At 37.3% G+C, this 20,486-nt stretch carries 15 protein-coding genes and 1 pseudogene; 9 read left to right on the forward strand and 7 right to left on the reverse strand.

Annotation, left to right across the window (positions count from 1 at the left end):
* Window positions 1–64: 64 nt before the first annotated feature.
* The 4 genes and pseudogenes from tnpA (NBX03_RS08495) to NBX03_RS08510 all read right to left on the reverse strand — a co-directional run bounded on the left by tnpA (NBX03_RS08495) (window position 65) and on the right by NBX03_RS08510 (window position 2,640).
* A pseudogene (tnpA, locus tag NBX03_RS08495) lies at window positions 65–520 on the reverse strand (IS200/IS605 family transposase).
* 191 nt (window positions 521–711) lie between these two features.
* Window positions 712–1,236, reverse strand: a complete 525-nt coding sequence (scpB, locus tag NBX03_RS08500) for an SMC-Scp complex subunit ScpB (RefSeq protein WP_330638309.1) — start codon at window positions 1,234–1,236, stop codon at window positions 712–714.
* A gap of 61 nt (window positions 1,237–1,297) precedes the next feature.
* Window positions 1,298–2,038 (reverse strand): segregation and condensation protein A, encoded by a 741-nt coding sequence (locus NBX03_RS08505; protein WP_250227361.1) that lies wholly within the window; start codon window positions 2,036–2,038, stop codon window positions 1,298–1,300.
* Between the two features lie 11 nt (window positions 2,039–2,049).
* On the reverse strand, window positions 2,050–2,640 hold the full coding sequence (locus NBX03_RS08510) for a site-2 protease family protein (RefSeq protein WP_250227362.1): 591 nt from the start codon (window positions 2,638–2,640) through the stop codon (window positions 2,050–2,052).
* A 770-nt stretch (window positions 2,641–3,410) separates the two neighbouring features.
* Here NBX03_RS08510 and tnpA (NBX03_RS08515) point away from each other — a divergent pair.
* On the forward strand, window positions 3,411–3,881 hold the full coding sequence (tnpA, locus tag NBX03_RS08515) for an IS200/IS605 family transposase (RefSeq protein ID WP_250227363.1): 471 nt from the start codon (window positions 3,411–3,413) through the stop codon (window positions 3,879–3,881).
* A 154-nt stretch (window positions 3,882–4,035) separates the two neighbouring features.
* Here the strand turns inward: tnpA (NBX03_RS08515) and NBX03_RS08520 are convergent, their stop codons facing one another.
* A complete protein-coding gene (locus NBX03_RS08520; RefSeq protein ID WP_250227364.1) occupies window positions 4,036–5,346 on the reverse strand; it encodes an amidohydrolase in 1,311 nt (436 codons plus the stop codon).
* 270 nt (window positions 5,347–5,616) lie between these two features.
* Here NBX03_RS08520 and NBX03_RS08525 point away from each other — a divergent pair, with 270 nt between their 5' ends.
* Window positions 5,617–6,633, forward strand: coding sequence for a DNA glycosylase AlkZ-like family protein (locus tag NBX03_RS08525; protein WP_250227365.1), 1,017 nt, complete (start codon window positions 5,617–5,619; stop codon window positions 6,631–6,633).
* Between the two features lie 272 nt (window positions 6,634–6,905).
* Window positions 6,906–9,752 (forward strand): transglycosylase domain-containing protein, encoded by a 2,847-nt coding sequence (locus NBX03_RS08530; protein WP_250227366.1) that lies wholly within the window; start codon window positions 6,906–6,908, stop codon window positions 9,750–9,752.
* Between the two features lie 428 nt (window positions 9,753–10,180).
* On the opposite strand, the gene NBX03_RS08535 is transcribed toward NBX03_RS08530, so the two are convergent.
* Both NBX03_RS08535 and NBX03_RS08540 read right to left on the reverse strand, forming a co-directional pair.
* Window positions 10,181–11,491: a sensor histidine kinase gene (locus tag NBX03_RS08535; RefSeq protein ID WP_250227367.1), complete on the reverse strand. Its 1,311-nt coding sequence runs from the start codon at window positions 11,489–11,491 to the stop codon at window positions 10,181–10,183.
* The gene (locus tag NBX03_RS08540; protein WP_250227368.1) at window positions 11,488–12,162 is read right to left on the reverse strand and encodes a response regulator transcription factor; all 675 of its coding nucleotides are present in this window, start codon (window positions 12,160–12,162) and stop codon (window positions 11,488–11,490) included. Before NBX03_RS08540 ends, NBX03_RS08535 begins: the two co-directional genes overlap by 4 nt.
* 531 nt (window positions 12,163–12,693) lie before the next feature.
* On the opposite strand from NBX03_RS08540, the gene NBX03_RS08545 reads away from it, so the two are divergent.
* The 6 genes from NBX03_RS08545 (at window position 12,694) to msrB (ending at window position 19,436) form a co-directional block, all read left to right on the forward strand.
* Window positions 12,694–14,289 (forward strand): efflux RND transporter periplasmic adaptor subunit, encoded by a 1,596-nt coding sequence (locus NBX03_RS08545; RefSeq protein WP_250227369.1) that lies wholly within the window; start codon window positions 12,694–12,696, stop codon window positions 14,287–14,289.
* A gap of 13 nt (window positions 14,290–14,302) precedes the next feature.
* Complete coding sequence (locus NBX03_RS08550; protein WP_323373221.1) at window positions 14,303–15,019, forward strand: ABC transporter ATP-binding protein; 717 nt, start codon at window positions 14,303–14,305, stop codon at window positions 15,017–15,019.
* Window positions 15,016–16,233: an ABC transporter permease gene (locus NBX03_RS08555; protein ID WP_250227370.1), complete on the forward strand. Its 1,218-nt coding sequence runs from the start codon at window positions 15,016–15,018 to the stop codon at window positions 16,231–16,233. The genes NBX03_RS08550 and NBX03_RS08555 overlap by 4 nt, the downstream gene beginning before the upstream one ends.
* Before the next feature lie 39 nt (window positions 16,234–16,272).
* A complete protein-coding gene (locus tag NBX03_RS08560; RefSeq protein WP_250227371.1) occupies window positions 16,273–17,379 on the forward strand; it encodes a TolC family protein in 1,107 nt (368 codons plus the stop codon).
* Between the two features lie 211 nt (window positions 17,380–17,590).
* Complete coding sequence (gene tnpA, locus NBX03_RS08565) at window positions 17,591–18,064, forward strand: IS200/IS605 family transposase (RefSeq protein WP_250227316.1); 474 nt, start codon at window positions 17,591–17,593, stop codon at window positions 18,062–18,064.
* Window positions 18,065–18,485: 421 nt separating this feature from the next.
* Window positions 18,486–19,436: a peptide-methionine (R)-S-oxide reductase MsrB gene (gene msrB, locus NBX03_RS08570; protein WP_250227372.1), complete on the forward strand. Its 951-nt coding sequence runs from the start codon at window positions 18,486–18,488 to the stop codon at window positions 19,434–19,436.
* The last annotated feature ends 1,050 nt before the right edge of the window (window positions 19,437–20,486 follow it).

Consider the following 20,486-nt stretch of genomic DNA (forward strand, 5'->3'; position numbering starts at 1 on the left):
TAAGTTCAAGCCCCTATGCCCTTGCCTCTTTTGCTTAGCCCTTAAGGGCTATTTGTATTACCAGCTAACCCCTAAAGGGGTCTTCATATTCTTTGACACTCAGCTTATCTAGAGCAATGTCATGTTGCTCTTATTCTCTGATGTATTTCTGGATGGTAGCTTCGTTCAGTCCTACCGTACTGACATAATAGCCAACTGACCAAAAATGCCGATTCCCAAACTTGTACTTCAAATTTGCATGTCGATCGAAAATCATCAGGGCACTTTTCCCTTTTAGATATCCCATAAAACTTGAAATGCTGATCTTTGGTGGAATGCTCACTAACATATGCACATGATCTGGCATCAGGTGACCTTCGATCAGTTCTACGCCTTTGTAGCCGCATAACTCTCGAAGAATTTTCCCAATCGACTCTCGATATTGATTGAAGATGATTTTACGTCTATACTTTGGAGTGAACACAATGTGATATTTGCACATCCACTTTGTGTGGGACAAACTATTATGTTGGTTTGCCATTGAAACACCTTTCCTTTCTGCATAGTGGCTTGAACACTCACTATTCTATTGGAAAGGTGTTTCTTGTGGTAGAACCTTTTGGTCCTCTACCCGCATAGCGGGTAGTTTTTTGTTTCGCACGCTATGCGAGCTCAACTGGCTTAAGCCATAATAAAAAAGCCATGGTTAACCATAGCTTTATATTTGACATATTAATTTTCTTCTTCGTTATTTTCTATTATGGGAAGCTCTCTGATATCTTTATAGCCGAAATGTTTTAAAAATTCATTTGAGGTTCCGAAAAGAATAGGCTTTCCGGGACTGTCTTTTCTTCCCAATTCCTCAATAAGCCCGTATTCCATAAGCTTATTGACGGCATGCTCAGCGCTGACGCCTCTGATATCCTCTATTTCCGATTTTGTTACAGGCTGTCTGTAGGCAATGATTGCCAAAGTTTCCAAAAGGGACTGAGTCAAGGTTTTTTTAGAGGATAAATTCAGGGCTTTTGTTATATACTCATAATATTCGCTGTTGGTACACATTTGATAGGAGTTATTAATTTCTATAATTTGTATGCCTCTTTTTTCATTATGGTATTTATCTGAAAGACCCTTTATTATTCTTGCGGCGGTTTTTTCGTCAATTTCAAGGCTTTGAGAAATCCTCGTAAGACTCATCTCAGAACCGCAGGCAAATAAGATAGCTTCTATACAGGATTCTATTTTTGCTATATTCAAATCAATCACCTTTTAAAATATAGAGAATGTATTAAACCGAAACCGGACATAATTTTTATATTTAGTAAACCGATATAAATATTTTATCAAATGTTTTATCTTGATTTACCTTCACTTCTTTTTGTTTTATAAGCTCCAAAAGAGCCAAAAAAGTAACCACAACTTCCATTTTTTCCGTATCGTCTTGAAATATTTCTTTGAACTCAAATTTCTTCTTTTTATGGAGCATATTTTGAATTGCCTGTATTTTTTCTTCTATAGTAAAGCTATCTCTTTTTATGGAACCGAAGGAGCTTCTTATTTTATCTACCTTAAGCTCTTTTCTGTTTAAAACGTCTTCAAAGATACGATATAGGGTGTCCATACTGACACCGCTAAGTATTTCTTCAGTGTCTATGCTCTTAAGGTCCATGAGATTTTTTATTTCTTCATCGGTTTCTTTGAAAATCAAATTGCCTTCGGATAAAAATCTATTTTTTAATACTTCGGAAATTTCCTTAAACCGCTTATATTCTAAAAGCTTTTTAACAAGCTCTTCCCTTGGGTCTGTTTCTTCGTCCTCTTCTGCTTTTAAAGAAGGAAGCAGCAGCTTTGATTTTATTTCCAGAAGGCTTGAAGCCATAACAAGAAAACTGCTCATGGAATCCATATCGTAGGGGAATTTTTGAATATAGTCAATATATTGATCCGCAAGCTCTGCTATGGGAATATCATATATGTCAATTTCATTTTTCTCAATAAGGTGATATAAAAGCTCCATAGGGCCTTCAAACACTTCAAGCTTTACATTAATTTCCTTCAAAGGAACCCTCCTTAAAAGCCAAAGCTTAAAAGAATTTTACATACAGGGTCAATAACAGCAGGGACTATCCCCCAGAGAATCAGCATGATTAAAAGCATTTGATATATTTTTTCATTGTTTGCCATTCTTATGGCCTTGTCGGGGCTTCTTAAAACGGCAAATACCTTAGCTCCGTCAAGGGGATAAACAGGTATAATATTGAAAAGGGCATTTCTTATATTTAACACTGCAAAAGTATAGAGTATTGTATATAAAGTATTATCTTTTATAATGCCTAAAAAGAAACCTATCAGCATTCCTATAAAGAGGTTTATTAATGAAGGAATCGTATAAGTCAAAAGAGTGCCTTTTTTTCTGTCTTTATAATATATAGAAGCCGTTTCAACAGGGTTTCCCCAGCCAAAACCCCAAACAGTCATAATAATAAGGCCGATAGGTTCTATATGCTTAAGGGGATTGAGCGTAAGCCTCCCGTCTCTTTTCGGAAGGGGGTCCCCAAGTTTAGCGCTGATAAATGCTTTGCTTGCTTCGTGTATGGTAAATACAAGAATTCCGCATAAAAGATATAATAAAAGAATGAATAAATTAAAGCCGTATAACATTGAAATCCTCCGTCCCTATAGTCTTTAACAAGATTAAAGCTTGGCTTATTATAATATATACTATTTTCCTTTCTTTTACAATCAGTACATATAAATATACGGCAAAAAATCATAAACGGATTATAGGATTTAAGAAAATAAAATATAACTTTATAGTAAATTTCACAGAAGGAAGCAGTAAAAATCTATTTTTTATAAACGGCTTAAACATATAGAATCGCTATGTTTAAGCCATTCAAAATATATGATTTTTATTACTGTTTCATTTGAAATTTACGATACACCGCAAATCCGAACCACCGCTTCTTAAATTCACAGAATATCTTGCCATCATATCTGTCCAAATTGGATTCAAATACTATTTACGGCGTTTTAATCTTACGGTATTTTGTGGAGCAAAGATTCTTATTGCTTTTTTTCCGTAGTAAGAAACAGTCTCCAAGAAGGCATAAAATTAAGGAAAAGAAAATTTACAACCTTATTATTTTACATTCATTCGTGTATATTCTATGCCCTCTAAAGCCAAAGACTTACAGCGGAATAAAAGCAAATTGATTAGAGGCTTTTTAAACGCCCCTGCTATAATAATAAAAGGCTCTTAAAGGTGCAAGCCTTATAAAGAGCCTTTATTGTTTGTTAAAGGAAAACCACGGGCTAGGCCCGTGGTTCAAAAGAGGCGGAAGCCGATGAGTAGAAAAAAAGAACTCCTTCATTTAAAATAAGTGCAGGTTTGCCGACCGCACAAGAAAAATGAAGGAGTGCATTCAAGAATGAATGACGTAAACAGTTTAGCCCATACAAAATGGAATTGCAAGTATCACATAGTGTTTGCACCCAAATATCGTAGGCAGGTAATCTATGGAAAGATAAAAGCAGATGTAGGAGAAATCTTAAGGAAACTGTGCAGTCACAAAGGAGTAGAGATACATGAAGCAAATGCGTGTCCAGATCATATACACATGCTGGTCAGTATACCGCCTAAGTTAAGTGTATCCAGTTTCATGGGATATCTCAAAGGAAAAAGTTCACTGATGATCTTCGACCGACATGCAAGTATGAAGTATAAGTATGGAAACAGACAGTTCTGGTGCAAGGGATATTACGTAGATACAGTGGGCCACAACAAAAAAGTAATAGCAGAGTATATTCGTAATCAACTGCAAGATGACATAGCAGGGGACCAAATGACGCTTAAAGAATATGTTGACCCGTTTACGGGTGACAAGAATGCCAAGGCATAAATAAGGCCGCCCCTTTAGGGGCAGCCTGAGAAAAATATGCGGTTGGCAAATCCTTCAATGAGCCTTTAGGCTCTGCCAGTATCATACCCTTACAGGGTTTGTTCATGCCACCCGTTGTCACGGGTGGTCATGACTATCTAAATAATTTATATATTTACAGCTTTCCCCAAACTTTAAGATACTCTTCTTTTGTCATAAGGGGTTTGAAATTTGCCTTTACCTCAATGGCTTTTTCAGCCTCTCCGTAGAGCAGGTCTATAGCCGTCATAGCAAGGCATTTGGCGGCGCCAATATAAGCCAGTTCTTTATCGCTTATTTCATAATTTGAGCTGTGGCCTACGCCTGTTATGCCAAATATTCTCGACTGCATTGTAGGCATAATATAAGATACGTCTCCTGCGTCTGTAGAGCCTGACATATGGGCCCCTTCGTATTCAACCTTATCTTTTCCGAAAAGGTCTATCATGTTTTCATACATTATATCCATCAGGTCATAATTTAAGTTCATAGGCAAATATCCCGGAAGGTCTGTAATTACGGTTTCGGCCCCTACTGCGTCTCCGCCGGCTTTAAATGCCCTTGAAACCTTCTTGTCGGCGTCTATAATGGCTTCCATGTTAGCGCCTCTTATATAAGTCTCTATTCTTACATCTGCAGGAACGACATTAACCAAATCCCCGCCCTTTGTGATAATCGGGTGTACCCTGATGCTGTCTTTATCCTGAAATGTTTCTCTTTGCATATGTACTGCCGTAAGGCCTAAGGTTGCGGCATTTAAGGCATTTATACCAAGGTGGGGCGCACCGCCTGAATGAGCTTCCTTCCCTATATATCTGATAAGCTTGCCCATGAAGCCATTGTTACCGGCGTTGGGTATTCCGCATAATCCTCTTGCATCATTAGGGGTTGAGTGCTGCATAATCATCATATCGATATCGTCCATTGCGCCGAGCTTGATAAATTCCTGCTTTCCTCCGAGGAAATGAATTTTCCCCTGCTTTTTAAGCTCATTTCTATACTCTATTTCAACATATTCTTCCGCAGGAACTGCCATAAGAACAATATCTCCTGAAAGCTCCTCCATAATTCCTGTGTTCTGGAAAGCGTAAGCAACACCCATAAGAGCTGCAATCATGCAATTATGCCCGCAGGAATGAGCGGCCCCTGTAATTTTGTCGGCGCATCTATGTTCTGGGGCGACAACGGCATCAAGCTCTCCCATTACGGCAAGCCTGGCATTTGATTTTTTGCCCTTCAAAGGAGCAACGATACCTGTAATTGCTACTTCGCTTTCATATTTAAGACCGATTTCATCCATCGCTTTTTTAACCTTTTCGGCGGTCTTAAACTCTTTATAGCCTAGTTCCGGTTCTGCAAAAATAGAATCTCCAATTTCGATAACTTTTTCTCGATTTTTGTCGATTGCCTCACATGCCATTCTTTTTAATTCTTCTCTTGATGCCATAATATCCCCCTTTTTAATATAATAGATTTTCCAGCTGCCGACTTACCATTATTTTACTTTTTTTGAGTATATCATAATGCAGTATATAGTGTCAATGAACCCAAGGCCAAGCTTATATGAAATATTTTATATAAAAACCCCTCACTTCTTTGTGTAATTTTGGTATTAATATAATACTTATATAATCAAAATGAATTATTGGATATACGAATATATATTTGATATGGTATACTATATTTACTTATGAAAATATAAATTTGGAGGAAGAACATGTATAATGAAGATTTGATAAGCATAAGGGCAAATAATCTTTTTTTGTCCTCAAAGTCAAATAATTATACCGAATTATCCAGAGATTTATGTGGTCTTCAAGCCCAGTTTTTTAATAATGTGCTGTATTCTATTTTGATTCGCTGTAACAATAGCCATGAAAACTGGGACAATCATCTAATCAAAACATGGACATTAAGAGGCACATTGCACGCAATCCCTTTTGAGGACCTGCCCCTTTACCTAGCCCTATATCCCGACAGGTCCTATTTCAACCGATATAATTTTAACAGTGAATTCATGCATAATACTACTGAAAAAATATTAATCCACATAAAAAACGGGAATACTTCAAGAACAGAACTGAAAGAAATATTTAAAAATGAGCCTGAATATAAAGACCATTTGGACATGCTGTTTTCCGGCTGGGGCGGTATATTGAAATGCCTTGCTGAAAAAGGCGATATTGTCTTTAATAAAGTATCCGATTCTAAATTCAGGGCAATTTCAATAGATGAAGCGCTTCCTCAAAGACAGGAGGCCCTTTTGGAGCTTTTAAAACGCTATTTTAAATCCTATGGGCCCGCTACCGTAAATGATGCATCTTACTTTTTTGGATTAACCATGAAAGAATTAAATGAAATTATTGAAAAAATAGACGGATTATCCTTTGCTATGCTTAACAATAAAAAGCACTATTATTTTGAAAAGGCCAGCATTCCTCAAAAAATAGAAGAGCCTATTTTTCTTACAGGTTTTGACCCTATCCTATTAGGGTATAAGGATAAATCTTTCATTATTGATGAGGAGGATATACGAAAAATCATAACCCTTACAGGAATCATAAAGCCTGCTATCTTATTTAAAGGAAAGATTATAGCCACATGGGGCATAAAAAATTCCGCCATGATCATATATCCCTTTAAATCTCTGTCAAAAAAGCTAAAAAATAAGATTGCAAAAGCCGGTATGATTCATTTTAAAAATGTGATAAAAAAAATAGAATTTTCTCTTTAGTTATAAGGATTATTACGGCTAACAAACTTAAATATAAGGTCCTTAGCCATAAGAGGGCGCATACTTAGTATAAATTAACTTTATCTTAACAATTTAAAATAAGCTTTTAAACTAAAAATCCATCTGCTATAATTGTATGGGATTATGGTGTATGAACTTAATCAATAAATGGACTCACAAAACAGAGCTTTTCATTATATAAGCTTTGTTTTAATATTATAGTTCAATTTACTACATCAATGCTTTTCTTTCCTTTATTTAGGAGGTAAATAATGAATTATTCAAAAGAAAATAACGCAAAACAAAGAAAAAATGCAGGCTCTAAAAAGAAAAAGGTCCGGAATAAGGCCGTTGTTGTAATATTTAGAATTTTGCTCTCTATCGCTATCATCGGCTGCTTTGCCGTAGCCGGAATAGCTTTTGGAGCTTATATGGGAATCATAGAAAACGCCCCTAAACTTGATGAATACTATATGGTTCAATCCAAAAGCTATAACTCTATCGTATACGACCAAAACGGCGAGGAGATCGATTATTTCAAAGGTGAAGAAAACAGAGAGTATGTATCTCTTGACCAGATACCTTTAAACATGAAAAACGCCATTGTGGCCATAGAAGATGAAAGATTTTATTCTCATAACGGCATTGACCTCAGAGGTATGCTGAGGGCGGTTTATACAACTGTTTTAAAAGATAACCGCCAGGGCGCAAGTACGATTACTCAGCAGGTTATAAAAAACAATATAGCAAAGGTTCAAAGAAATACCCTCGTTACAAAGCTTCAAGAGCAGTATCTGGCCGTAAAATACGAAGAACAGCTGGAAAAGCAGCTTGGAAGCAAGCAAAAAGCTAAAGATTATATTCTTGAGGATTATTTAAATACCATAGCCTTAAACCATGGCCTTAACGGCGTTCAGACTGCCGCACAGTATTATTTCAATAAAGATGTATCAGAGCTTACTTTGTCGGAATGCGCTGTAATAGCCGCCATTACCCAAAGGCCTACTTATTATACCCCTGCCCTTCACCCTGAAAACAATAAAGAAAGGCAAAGGGTAATTCTTAGAAAAATGAAAGAGCTTGAATTTATAACCGAAGCAGAATATCAAGAAGCCCTCAATGACGATGTTTATGCAAGAGTTAGCCAGTATAGAAATTATGCAGACGAAACAAATAACGTCCACGATTATTATTCAGACCAGCTTATAGAAGAAATCGTAAACGACCTTGTAGAACAGAAGAACTATTCAAGAGCTTTGGCGCTTCATAAGGTATATAACGGAGGATTGAAAATATATACGCCTCAAGACAAAAATATGCAGAAGATTTTAACGGATACATTTTTGGACGATTCCTTCTTCCCCGTATCCGACTATGAAATCGATGTAACTTATAATATTTCCGTTATGAATACCGTAACAAATACCCAGGAGCATTACGAAGAAACGGCTACAGTAAAAAACAGGGAAGCCGCCGACGCATTCGTTGAAAGTATAAAAGATAAATACCTTACCTCAAATAAAGAACTTGTGGCTGAAAGGCCTACTTATGTGATACAGCCTCAGGCAGCCATGGTTATCATTGACCCTCATAACGGTCATGTTAAGGCTATCGTAGGCGGACGAGGTAAAAAAACAACAAACAGAGGTTTTAACCGTGCTACTCAGGCGAAGCGCCAGCCCGGTTCCGTATTTAAAGTCCTTGCTTCTTATGCCCCTGCTGTTGACCTTGGCAAAATCGGTGCAGGCTCCGTAATTATGGATGAACCTTTCTATAATGCGAAAGGGGAAGAATGGCCTAAAAACTGGAACGGCGTATATAAAGGCCCCGTTACGGCAAGAGAAGGAATTTATAACTCTATGAATGTAGCTACCGTTAGAAATATGGATAATACCGGTGTAGATGCGTGCTTCGATTATCTCTTAAGATTTGGCTTCACCACTTTGGTTGATGGAGAAGCAAGGGGCGGCAAAGTCTTTACTGACAGAGGCCTTGCAACTGCCTTAGGCGGTCTTACAGACGGCGTTACTCAGCTTGAAGTTACGGCAGCTTACGGAACCATTGCAAATAATGGTGTTTATCAAAAACCTACTTTCTATACAAAAATCCTCGACCATGAAGGCCAGGTTCTTCTTGAATATAAACCGGAAGAAGAAAGAAGAGAAGTATTAAAAAGCACCTCCGCTTATATTCTTACGGATATGATGAAAGACGTTTTAACCAGAGGAACCGGCGGCAAGGCAAGATTTAAAGAAGTAAAAATGCCCATCGCCGGAAAAACCGGAACATCCACCAATACGAAGGATCTTACCTTTGTAGGATATACGCCTTATTACGTTGCCGGAATATGGATGGGATGGGATAAAGAAAAGAATATTAATGAAGACAGAGGCTATCATATGCTTATATGGAGCCATGTAATGGAAGAAATCCATAGAAACCTTGAATACAAAGATTTCGATAAACCAAACGGCATAACGACGGCTACAATATGCCTTGATTCAGGTAAGCTTGCTGTTCCCGGGCTTTGTGACAGCGATGTAAGGGGAAGCAGAACGGTAACAGATATTTTTGCCGCTGGAACCGCACCTACAGAATATTGCGACCTTCACGGCTCAATAGAAATTGACTCCCTTACAGGAAGGCTTTCAGACGCATCTACTCCTAGTGAAAGACGAAAAACCATCATAGGTATCGTAAAGCCGGATGCTGAAATAACAAATAACGATTATGAAATCCCTCAGTCCATGATAGACGGAAATAAGGAAACAAGGCTTAATTCCAACTATACGGAGGAGGTACCGGAAAGTAATGGAGATTATATCATAGACCCTGAAACAGGCCTTATTATATTCCCCAATGGAGAAGGAACGGAAAATCCTGATATAGATAATCCGTCGCCGACTTTCCCTACCTTCCCCACATTCCCGAACTTCAATAATAATAATAATAATAACCAAAACAATAATTCCACGGAAACTCCTCCGGATATTCCAAGCAATCCTTCAACCGAGCTTCCGGAAGTTCCCGAATATACTGCTCCTCCTCAGAATAATGGTACTGAAAAGCCGCCTGAAAATAATAATGAGCAGGATAACACTCTTCCCATAATAGAATAAATAATAAATAAAAAATAACCCAATCATAAAGGAATAAAAGTGATTGGGTTATTTTTATATTCAGGAAGTTTTTATATTAAAGAAGATATATAGTAAATTTAAAGTTAAATAGCAGCAAAGCCGTATATTCACGAAGGCTAAAAAATGTACCGTTTCCGAAGGAAATCCGTGTTTTTAAGCCTTAAGGGAATAGGCTTTTGCTACTTCTTTATATGAAATTTACTATAAATCAGAAGATTTCTTTGAAGCGTTACTTTTATATAGGAGTTTAACAAACAAAATACAAAGTTTAAACTTATCAATTGTATAGACAATTTCATTTTAAACAGTAAGGAAGAATGAATTTTACCAAACCATTCATTCAAATAAAATGAAATTGTTTTATTCCTATTTAAATTGAAAATTACCATAAATTTAAATTCATAGAACTATCTATTCTTCTGTAATAAGAATCCCTTTCTTCTTATTTGCTTATTTTCATATTGATTTAATATAACCGTAAAAACCGTAAGGCCGTCAGAGCTTTCTGCTAAAATCGTTCCCTTATGCCCTTCAACAATGCTTTTTGCTATTGAAAGCCCCAGCCCGTAACCGCTTTTTGAACGGGATTTATCGGCCCTGTAAAACCTGTCGAATATATGCTCAATATCTTCCTTTGTCAGCGGCTCGCCGAAATTTGTTACTTTAAGCTGAATCTTATTAGAATAGCTCTCTTTCAGATTAATAGAAACCGTTCCGTAATCCTTGGAATATTTGACGGCGTTATCTGCAAGAATCATTACCAGCCGGCTTAGTTCGCCTTTATCTCCCAAGACAAAAATATCCTCCGATACTTCTTCTATATCTATGGAAATATTTCTTTCAAATGCAATAGATTCCATAGACAGTGCAATATTTATCGCTATTTCACTTAAATTAACCTTATCTAAAATCATTCTTTCCTTTGTACTGTCGGATTTTGCAAGAAACAAAAGATTGTCTACAAGGCCCCGCATTCTTTCCGCCTCATGCATTGTATTATCTACCCATTTAATCTGGTTGTTTATTATATCTCCTTTATTTGATTCAAGAATGCCTAAATTTGCTAATATTACCGTCAGAGGCGTTCTGAGTTCATGGGAAGCGTCGGAAACAAACCTCCTCTGCTGCTCCCATGCCTTTTCGGCAGGAGTAAGGGCAATTTTAGATAAAAATAAGCTAATAAAGAAAAAAACAGCCATAGTAGAAAAAAGAGAGAGGAAGAAGCCTAATATGGCATTGGAAATGGCCTTTTGCTCTGCCGAAAGCTCCGTAAAGGCTATTCTAGTTTCACCATTTTCCTTGAATTTTAAAAATTTCATATTATATTCCTTAATAATGCCCTTATTGGTTTTCTCGCTCATGGATTTATCGGCAACCTCTTTAAGCATTTCCTCAGACACTTCTATATTGTCCGAATATAAAAGCTCAGGGCTTCCGTCTTTTTCTATTTCCGCTATAAAAACAGGGAATCTGGAAAAATTGCCGTCATTTCCTATTCTGGTTATAAATATAGGGAACCTATCATAATTTTCCATGGGACGTTTTGCCGGGTCAAATTCCATAGGCCTTCTGTTTAAGCTCATTTGCAAAACTATTTCACTTTCTCTTTTTGCCTTATTTATATTTGAAACCAAAATAAAAGAAAATACGGCAAATAGAACCATAAACACAAGTATCATATTGGTTAAAACAAACTTTCTTCTAAGGCTTTTTATCATGCTCCGCCCTCCAGCTTATAGCCTACCTTTCTTATGGTTTCAATTCCTGCCTTTGAATTGAGAAAAAAGAACTTTTTTCTGAGAAAAGATATATATGCCTCAACATTATTATCCTCAGCGTCGGAATTTTCTCCCCAAACCTTATCTATAAGCACCTCTTTCGGCGTTATGGCATTGGGAGAAGACATGAGTATTTTCATTATTTCAAATTCTTTAAACCCAAGGTGTACAGATTTTTTGCCGCAGGAAAGCGTATTGGTCAAAAGGCCCAAATGCAGATCCCCATAAATAAGCTCATCTAAAACTACTTCTCCCTGTCTTCTGGAAAGAGCCCTTATCCTTGCCAAAAGCTCCTCGGTAGAAAAAGGCTTCGTCATATAATCATCTGCACCAAAATCAAGCCCCTGAACCTTATCATAGATTTCGTCCCGCGCCGTAAGCATCAGTACGGGAGTTGGGTTTTTGCTCAGCCGCATTGTTTTTACTATTTCGTAGCCCGTCATAGACGGAAGCATTATATCAAGTATTATTACGTCATAATTTCCGTTCAGAGCATAATGAAGCCCTTCGGCCCCGTCACCTACAATATCGGCTATATATTTTTGCTCCTTCATAATTTGCATGAGAGCCTCCGCCAGGCGGATTTCATCTTCTACTATAAGTATTTTCATAATAATCAGCCTTCTGTTTTAATGGATTTTATAAAAAGTATATCAAATTAATATTTGCCTTTCCATATTTTATAATGAATTAAATATAGAGACCTAAAAAATCCGGTGAAATAAATTAATTGCTCACATCTTTTATTGATGCTATATTTTTCTTATACTCGAATTAAAGTAAAACAGCAGCGTTGTAAATTTGCTTTTCCTTGACTTTATGCTTTCTTAGAGCCCGTTACTTACTGAGGAAAAAAAGCAAATTTACTATATAGGTTATTTATAGTAAATTTAAGCAGCAGCAAAACTGTATGTGAACGTTTTTTTGCTGCTTCTTTATAAGAGATTTGCTATAAATATATTCTAGCATTTTATCCTTAAAATAGTCTGAAATGTTTTTTTCAGACTATTTTAAGGATATTGTTTTATAATTCATTAAGAAAAGGAGCTTCGATGCCTTCAAATATCTTTCGATGGTGATTTGAAATTCACGGTTATCCCCCATTTGATTTTATTTTTCAAATAAATTTAAGGAGTGTTATAATGCTTAAATCAAAAAAGAAGATAGCAGTAATAGCGGCAATTGCGGTAATTGCTTCGGGAGTAGGTATATATCACGTTCTGGGTAATTCCGGAAATGAAAATAAGAAAAATACCGTAATATCTCTTCCGGCAACAGAGCGTGTGGAAAAGGGAAATATTTCGGAATATGTCACCGCTTCCGGAACGGTAAATCCTTCAGTCGTAAACGGTATCTATATCGAAACTACCCAAAAAGTATCCAATGTCCTTGTTAATTTGGGAGACAGCGTTAAAATGGGAGATGTTCTTGTGGAGTACGATGTAGACTATTCAAAAAAGGAGCTTGAAAACAGCCTTGCTTCTCAGAATCTCTCTTTGCAGTCTGCAAATCTTACCTTAAAAAGCCTTACTTCCGAAAAAACGGAAGCCGAGCTTTTACAGCTTTCCAACAGCATAAGCTCTGCTGAAAAAGCCCTTTTAGATGCTGAAAATAATCTGAAAAGTACAGAAACACAAATAGAAAGTTTAAAAAAACAGCTGGAAGAAGCCAATAAAAACGTCGAGGACAATAAAAGACTTTTGGACGCAGGGGCAATAAGCCAGGAGACCTACAACACAGACCTTAAAAGCATAGAGGAAATTGAAAAGAGCATAAAAGACAACGAATCTAATATTGAATCTTTAGAAAAATCTGTTGCTAACGCAGAAAACTCTCTTAAACAGGCAAATCTTAATTATGAAAGCGCTAAAACACCCTTAAGCGATGAAGCCTCAAAAATAAATTATAATAAACAGCTAAATGAAATAGAAAAAACAAAGCTTTCGATACAAAACATAAAGGATCAGATTTCAGACCTTATTGAAGCAAGCGTATCCCATGTTGAAGGGACTGTTATTGAGCTTAATGTTGAACAAGGCTCCATAGTAAATAACGAAACAAGCATAATGAAAATAGCAGATTTAAATAATCTCATAGTCAATGCCAATGTTTCCGAATACGACGTTCCGCTTTTAAAAATAGGCCAGAAAGTAAGCATCACCACAGACGCCATAGCAGACAAAATATACGAAGGCGAAATTACATATATATCTCCCGTCGCAAATGTGACGAATACCTTCAGCGGAAGCGAAACTACCGTAGCCGTAGAGGTATCCGTTTCAAATCCGGACAGCATGCTTAAACCCGGTTATTCGGTAGATTTGGAAATACTTGTGACAGATGTATCGGAGGTTCCTCTCGTTTCCTTGAGTGCCGTTCAAAAAGACAATTCCGAAAATAAATATTATGTCTTTACGGTTGACGAAAGCAAAACAATCCATAAAACATATGTGGAAAAAGGCGCTTATAACGACATGAACGCACAGATTATATCAGGCCTTTCGGAAGGCGACGAAATAATCACTTCACCCACTGCAAATATGCAGGATAATACCCCTCTTGATCTATATGCAACGGAAATAAATGCCGGTTCTCAGCCGTCTTCTAATCAGGAATCAACTTCACCGCTGGAAAGTCTGATTCCCGGAGGAGGAGGCGCACCCTCCGGTGGCGGCATGCCTTCTGGCGGCGGTGGCGCACCTTCCGGCGGCGGAAACAGGCCAATGGGAAGGCAGTAGTTGGGAGGTTCTCATGAATATAATTAAAATCACTGACATGGTCAAAATATATTCCCAAGGGGAAATAAATGTAAAAGCATTATCAGGCGTTGACATGGAAATCAGCAAGGGCGAATTCGTGGCTATAATGGGGGCCTCCGGCTCGGGAAAGTCCACGGTTATGAACATGCTGGGATGCCTTGATAAGCCTACTTCAGGTCAATATCTCCTGGATGATATTGAAATAAATAATTTAAGGGATAATCAGCTTGCAGAAATCCGGAATAAAAAAATAGGCTTTGTTTTTCAGTCCTATAATTTGCTTCCCAAGCTAAACGCTCTGGAAAACGTAGAACTTCCCATGATATACGCAAATATTTCCGGCTCAGAAAGGCGAAGGCGTGCCAAAGAAGCTTTGGAAAAAGTAGGCCTTAGCGAAAGACTCCGTCATAAGCCCAATGAAATGTCCGGAGGCCAGAAGCAAAGAGTAGCCATAGCAAGAAGCCTTGTCAACAACCCAAGCATCCTTCTTGCCGACGAGCCCACGGGAAATCTGGATTCAAAATCAACTCTTGAAATCATAGAAATATTTCAGAATTTAAATAAAGCAGGCGCGACGATAGTTATAGTAACCCATGAGCCTGACGTTGCCATGTATGCAGGCAGAATTATCACCTTTAAAGACGGAAAGATCATATCGGATAAAAAGGCTGAAAATCCTATAATAATCAACCAAGGAGGTTCTCGATGAATTTATTTGAAAGCGTAAAAAGCGCTATATCAAACGTGCTTTCAAACAAAATGCGATCGCTTTTAACTATGCTGGGCATTATCATAGGCGTAGGCTCCGTAATAATAATAACCTCCATCGGAGAAGGAAGCACTCAGAGCATAAACGCCCAGTTTGACAGCATGGGAACAGGAAATCTCACCGTTACCCTTTCAAGCGACGTTCAAATAAGAGACGCCGACCAGCTTACTGTTGCCGACGCCGATTTAATAGAAACCCTTGAGGGTGTTAAATATTCCTCTCCTGTTTTTTCAGTAAGCAGTATGCAGGTAAAGCTGCAAAACCCCAAGGAGACCAGAACTTCCAATATAACAGGGATAAATGAACAGTATATGAATATCCAGTCCTCTACGCTCTTATACGGAAGGTATATAAGTGCAAATGATGTGGATATGGCATCTAAAGTCGTTGTAATAGACAACACCTCAGCCGAAGCCATATTCGGTACGGCAGAAGAAAGGGTCATCGGAAGCAAAATATCTTTAAAATCATGGCGCGGTACAAATAAATATACGGTTGTAGGAATTATAGAAGATACAAATAAAGAATTCAGCACCATGTACGGCGACAATTACCCTATTACCGTTTTAATGCCCATAACCACGGCAATGCGCCTTGCCAACAGAGAATATATAAGCCAGATAGCCGTTACGGGAGAAGACCCGAATACGCTGGATAGCCTTGCTGCCTTAATAAAAGACTCTTTAAGTTCCGCCCATAATAATCAGGATAAATATTACGTGCAAAATATTGCCGATTTTATGGATCAGATAACAAGTGTCATGGGAACCGTAACCATTATGATAAGCTCTATCGCCGGCATATCTCTTCTTGTTGGAGGCATAGGGGTTATGAATATAATGCTTGTTACGGTTACGGAAAGAACAAGAGAAATCGGCATAAGAAAATCCATAGGAGCAAAAAACAGTGACATACGGATTCAGTTTATTATAGAAGCTCTTATTATTACAGCCATGGGGGGATTTTTAGGCATACTTGCCGGCTGGGGCGGCGGAATAGCAGTGGGGAAATATATGGATATCAACGCTGTTCTCAATTCCCAGGCTATACTGATATCTGTATTGATTTCTGCGGTGATAGGAATTGTCTTCGGAGTATATCCTGCCAATAAAGCCGCAATGCTTGATCCTATAGAAGCTTTAAGATATGAATAATTATTCTCTCAGAGGAAAAAACTTACGGAGTGATACGATATGAAAATTATGAGACAACTATTTTTATTGGCTCTTATAGCTGCTATGCTTTCGTCAAATTGCCTTGTATTTGCCGAAAGCGCAAGCCCGCTCGAAACCCTTACGATAAAGGATGCGGCAAAAAAAGCCATAGAAAATGATACAAATATAAAAAACGCTGAGGAAAGCCTTGAGCTCTACGATGACAAAATGAAAAAAGCTACAGATACTTATCTTTCGGCGACAACTACAGACGCAATACTGAATGCAAGCATAAATATGATGAACCTGGACTTAAGCCGTGCTTTAAGCATTAAAAATATTGATTCCCAAAAGGAAAATGTCGAATATAACATACAAAAATATTTCAATACAATTATCAATGCGGAAAAAAGCGCTGAACTTTACGAAGAATCCCTTGCAATACAGAAAAAGAAGCTTGATATTTCCAAAGTAAAGCTTGAGCTTGGCAAAATAAGCCAAAATGATTATGACAAGGAAGCGGCCGCTTACGAACAGAGCCTCATGTCAAAGGAAGCTTATTTAAGCACCATAAACAAGGCCTACAGAGACCTTAACAGCTATATGGGAAAGCCCCTTGATACTACATATGAGCTTGTTTTAGAACTTGAATATGAAGTCGTACCCGAAGTAAACCTTACGGCCTATACTGATACTTTTGTAAATAAAAGCTTATCCGTCCAGCAGGCAAAAGACAGTATGACTGTGGCTGAATATCAGCTTGATAATTATACGGAGCCTTACAATACGGTAACAGGGCTTGTCAGCGAATCTTACGGTGAATATGAGCAGCTTCTTTCAAGCTTTAATCAGGCCTCCAGAAGTTATTCCGATACAGTGGAAAAAGTAAAAAAGAGCGTTATTGATTCTTATAACAGTTTGAGAGAATCCGAAGTTACTATAAAATCAAAGGAAATGGAGCTTGAAGAAGCATATAAACAGCTGGAAATATTAAAAACAAAGCTTGAGCTTGGCAAAATAACCCAGATTGAATATGACGAGCAGGCTTATGATATAAAAAATAAAGAAGAAAATTTAAGAAAAGAGAAAAATAATTATGCTCTTTCGGCAATCGCATTCCTAAGCCCTAACCTCCTTGTTTCTTAATAAAAAGCTTATAACAAGCATCTCTACTCCTAGAAAGCATAAGGCCCGGAAAACTATTCCGGGCCTTATGCTTTCTGCATTGTATCTCATACAATAAACCACCTGCTATGCAGGTGGAGGGAAAATGCTTTAGCTTCAAGAAAAATACCCCCTGTGATAAAATAAAGTGGGTTTGCCAACCACAATTATTAGATCATAGGAGGTGTGTCCGATGGACAAAAATAGTTTATCACATACAACCTGGGAATGTAAATATCATCTGGTATTTGCTCCAAAGTATCGAAGACAAATAATTTATGGAAGATTAAAGGCGGATATAGGAAAGATACTTAGAGAATTATGTGAAAGAAAAGGTATAGAAATAATAGAAGCAGAATGTTGTAGTGACCATATACACATGTTAGTCAGAATACCACCTAAATATAGTGTATCAGAGATAATGGGATATTTGAAAGGAAAGAGTTCTTTAATAATATTCGATAGACATGCAAATTTAAAATATAAATATGGGAATAGACATTTCTGGTGTAGAGGATATTATGTTGATACAGTAGGTAAAAATGCGAAAAAAATAGAAGAATACATTAGAAATCAAATACAAGAAGATAAAGTAGCAGATCAAATTTCATTGTTAGAATATATTGACCCGTTTACGGGGGAGCCAGTGAAAGGAAATAAAAAATAAACCGCTTTAGCGGTTATTGGGAAGTAAATGCGGTTGGCAAACCGCTTCGATGCGTCCTCAGACGCATGCCAGTAAGAGCCCCTTATAGGGGCAGAGCAAACTACCGGCTAAGCCGGTAGTTATGATTAAATAATTTTAAATTTTAATGAAATAATATTATTGAGAATATATTTTTATTTTAAGCCCTATAGCGTTTTTATATCTGGGCAGTGCTTGAAAACCAAAAATCAAAGAATATTTTAGCTAAAAATATGAATTTAAGAATTTTTGATGATAAGGCTACTTTTTCCGGCAAAATAGACTAAGGTTTCGACTTTTCAGACACCCCTTAAAACTATAAAAATATATACCATTATCGACGAATGCCCTTTCTTATGATAAAATTATGATACTTAGAAAATAAAATATAAGAGGTGATAGTATGGCAGTAATTTACCTTGCAGGCGGCTGTTTTTGGGGTATGGAAAAATATATACAATTAATTAAAGGCGTGGAGAAAACTGAAGTTGGATACGCTAATGGAAATACAGAAAACCCTACTTATGAAGAGGTTTGCAGAAATAATACAGGGCATGCGGAAACGGTTAAAATAGAATATAATAAGGAAATACTCCCTCTGGAGTTTCTGTTGGATATGTTTTTCGATGCCATAGACCCTACTTCCGTAAACAAGCAAGGGGGCGATATCGGTACACAATATAGAAGCGGCATATATTACACCGAACCCTCGGATTTACAAATAATCGAAAATAAAATTAAAGAGGTGCAAAAAAAATACACAAAGCCTATTGCAACAGAAGTCGCCCCTCTTTCAAATTTCTATTCAGCGGAAGAATACCATCAGGATTATCTCCTAAAAAATCCCGGAGGATACTGTCATATAGGCAATGACTTATTTGAAAAAGCCGCTAAAGCAGAAGCTCTCAAAAGCAAATATGCTCCTAAAGATAAAGAAGCACTGAAGAAGGAGCTTACAGAGCTTCAATATAATGTTACGCAAAATAGTTCAACAGAACCGCCTTTTAATAATGAATACTGGAACCTTTATAAAAAAGGCATCTATGTTGATATTACCACGGGAGAGCCTTTATTCGTTTCAAGCGATAAATTTGATTCCGGCTGCGGCTGGCCAAGCTTTTCAAGACCCATATCCGATGACCTTATTTATGAAAAGACTGACCATACTTTAGGAATGGTGAGAACCGAGGTTAGAAGCCAAACGGGAAACGCTCACTTAGGCCATGTTTTCAATGACGGTCCTAAAGAGCTCGGCGGCCTTCGCTATTGCATAAACAGCGCTTCTCTTCGATTTATTCCCGAAGAAGATATGGAAAAAGAGGGATACGGCCATCTGCTTCATATTGTTAAATAATAAGGATTAATAATCAACAGAATTAACCTTATTGGGGCTGATGTAACTTCGTCCTGTGGCCCTATGCTCTGGGTGCATTCCGTATTGTAATAAAGGTAATTTCACTATGTTTAAGAAGGAAATCCGCATTTTCAAGTAATACAAAAATATACGGGTTTAGAGAACAGGACCGATGCGGGCTTCAGCCGCTGGGAATTGATATCTTTGCGTATTTATAGTAAATTTCTTATAAAGAAGTAACAAAAACCTATTCACTACAGATTCACCGTTACCAAACAAAAAACAAGTTTGATAACGATAAGAAAATGCTCACTTAAAAAGATTTGCAGGCTTGCGCCCAATGCTATTTAGTTAAGGAGCAAACTTCCAAGTTTGCTCCTTAACTATTTTTTTGTGCCATGCATTTATTTAGCTAAAACTTTTGTTTTTGTCGACCATTTGGGAAAATTAAAATCAATTTCCCATACTGTTTATGAGCTATTAAATTAAGGAAATTGAGATATTGCGATCCATGTCGCGGTATAATCGGCAAATAAAAAACAGGGGGTGATAGTTTTTGCCGTGTCCCCCCTGTCCATATACTTATATATTTTTTTTGAAAAACCCGCTAAAAACGTATGCTGTACGCCGAAAAATATATACCCCTACAAGTGTTCCACAGGGGGCAAACAGTTAAAGCCCATGTAATTTTCTTAACAAGCCTAAAATAAGTATAAGATTTCTCCCCGCTTTTCACAGTCAACCGATATCTAAGGTTATCCGCAGATACTCAACAAGTATCATTAACACCTAAAATGTAATTAATTCCCATGCGAAAAATCAATGCCGCGCGCTGTTTATGGCGCAGGACACGGCTATTAAGTTAAGGGAATTGAAATATAGCCTTGTGATTTGGCCGTACAAGAATTATTAGCCGATTACATAATAAAAGCAAGTTCAGCCTTAAACTGTTCTTGCTTTTTTATTATTCAATACCGTCTTGAATGGTCAGAACTTCAAGGAGAAGTAAAGGCAGTCGAGCAAGTCAGAAAGAGCGTTTACGACATTATG

The sequence above is a fragment of the Anaeropeptidivorans aminofermentans genome (assembly GCF_940670685.1).
GTDB lineage: Bacteria > Bacillota > Clostridia > Lachnospirales > UBA5962 > Anaeropeptidivorans > Anaeropeptidivorans aminofermentans.

Coding starts and splice junctions, on each gene's coding strand:
- NBX03_RS08510 (WP_250227362.1), bottom strand. CDS start 2,640: ATGTTATACGGCTTTAATTTATTCATTCTTTTATTATATCTTTTATGC.
- tnpA (WP_250227363.1), top strand. CDS start 3,411: ATGAATGACGTAAACAGTTTAGCCCATACAAAATGGAATTGCAAGTAT.
- NBX03_RS08520 (WP_250227364.1), bottom strand. CDS start 5,346: ATGGCATCAAGAGAAGAATTAAAAAGAATGGCATGTGAGGCAATCGAC.
- NBX03_RS08525 (WP_250227365.1), top strand. CDS start 5,617: ATGTATAATGAAGATTTGATAAGCATAAGGGCAAATAATCTTTTTTTG.
- NBX03_RS08530 (WP_250227366.1), top strand. CDS start 6,906: ATGAATTATTCAAAAGAAAATAACGCAAAACAAAGAAAAAATGCAGGC.
- NBX03_RS08535 (WP_250227367.1), bottom strand. CDS start 11,491: ATGATAAAAAGCCTTAGAAGAAAGTTTGTTTTAACCAATATGATACTT.
- NBX03_RS08540 (WP_250227368.1), bottom strand. CDS start 12,162: ATGAAAATACTTATAGTAGAAGATGAAATCCGCCTGGCGGAGGCTCTC.
- NBX03_RS08545 (WP_250227369.1), top strand. CDS start 12,694: ATGCTTAAATCAAAAAAGAAGATAGCAGTAATAGCGGCAATTGCGGTA.
- NBX03_RS08550 (WP_323373221.1), top strand. CDS start 14,303: ATGAATATAATTAAAATCACTGACATGGTCAAAATATATTCCCAAGGG.
- NBX03_RS08555 (WP_250227370.1), top strand. CDS start 15,016: ATGAATTTATTTGAAAGCGTAAAAAGCGCTATATCAAACGTGCTTTCA.
- NBX03_RS08560 (WP_250227371.1), top strand. CDS start 16,273: ATGAAAATTATGAGACAACTATTTTTATTGGCTCTTATAGCTGCTATG.
- tnpA (WP_250227316.1), top strand. CDS start 17,591: ATGGACAAAAATAGTTTATCACATACAACCTGGGAATGTAAATATCAT.
- msrB (WP_250227372.1), top strand. CDS start 18,486: ATGGCAGTAATTTACCTTGCAGGCGGCTGTTTTTGGGGTATGGAAAAA.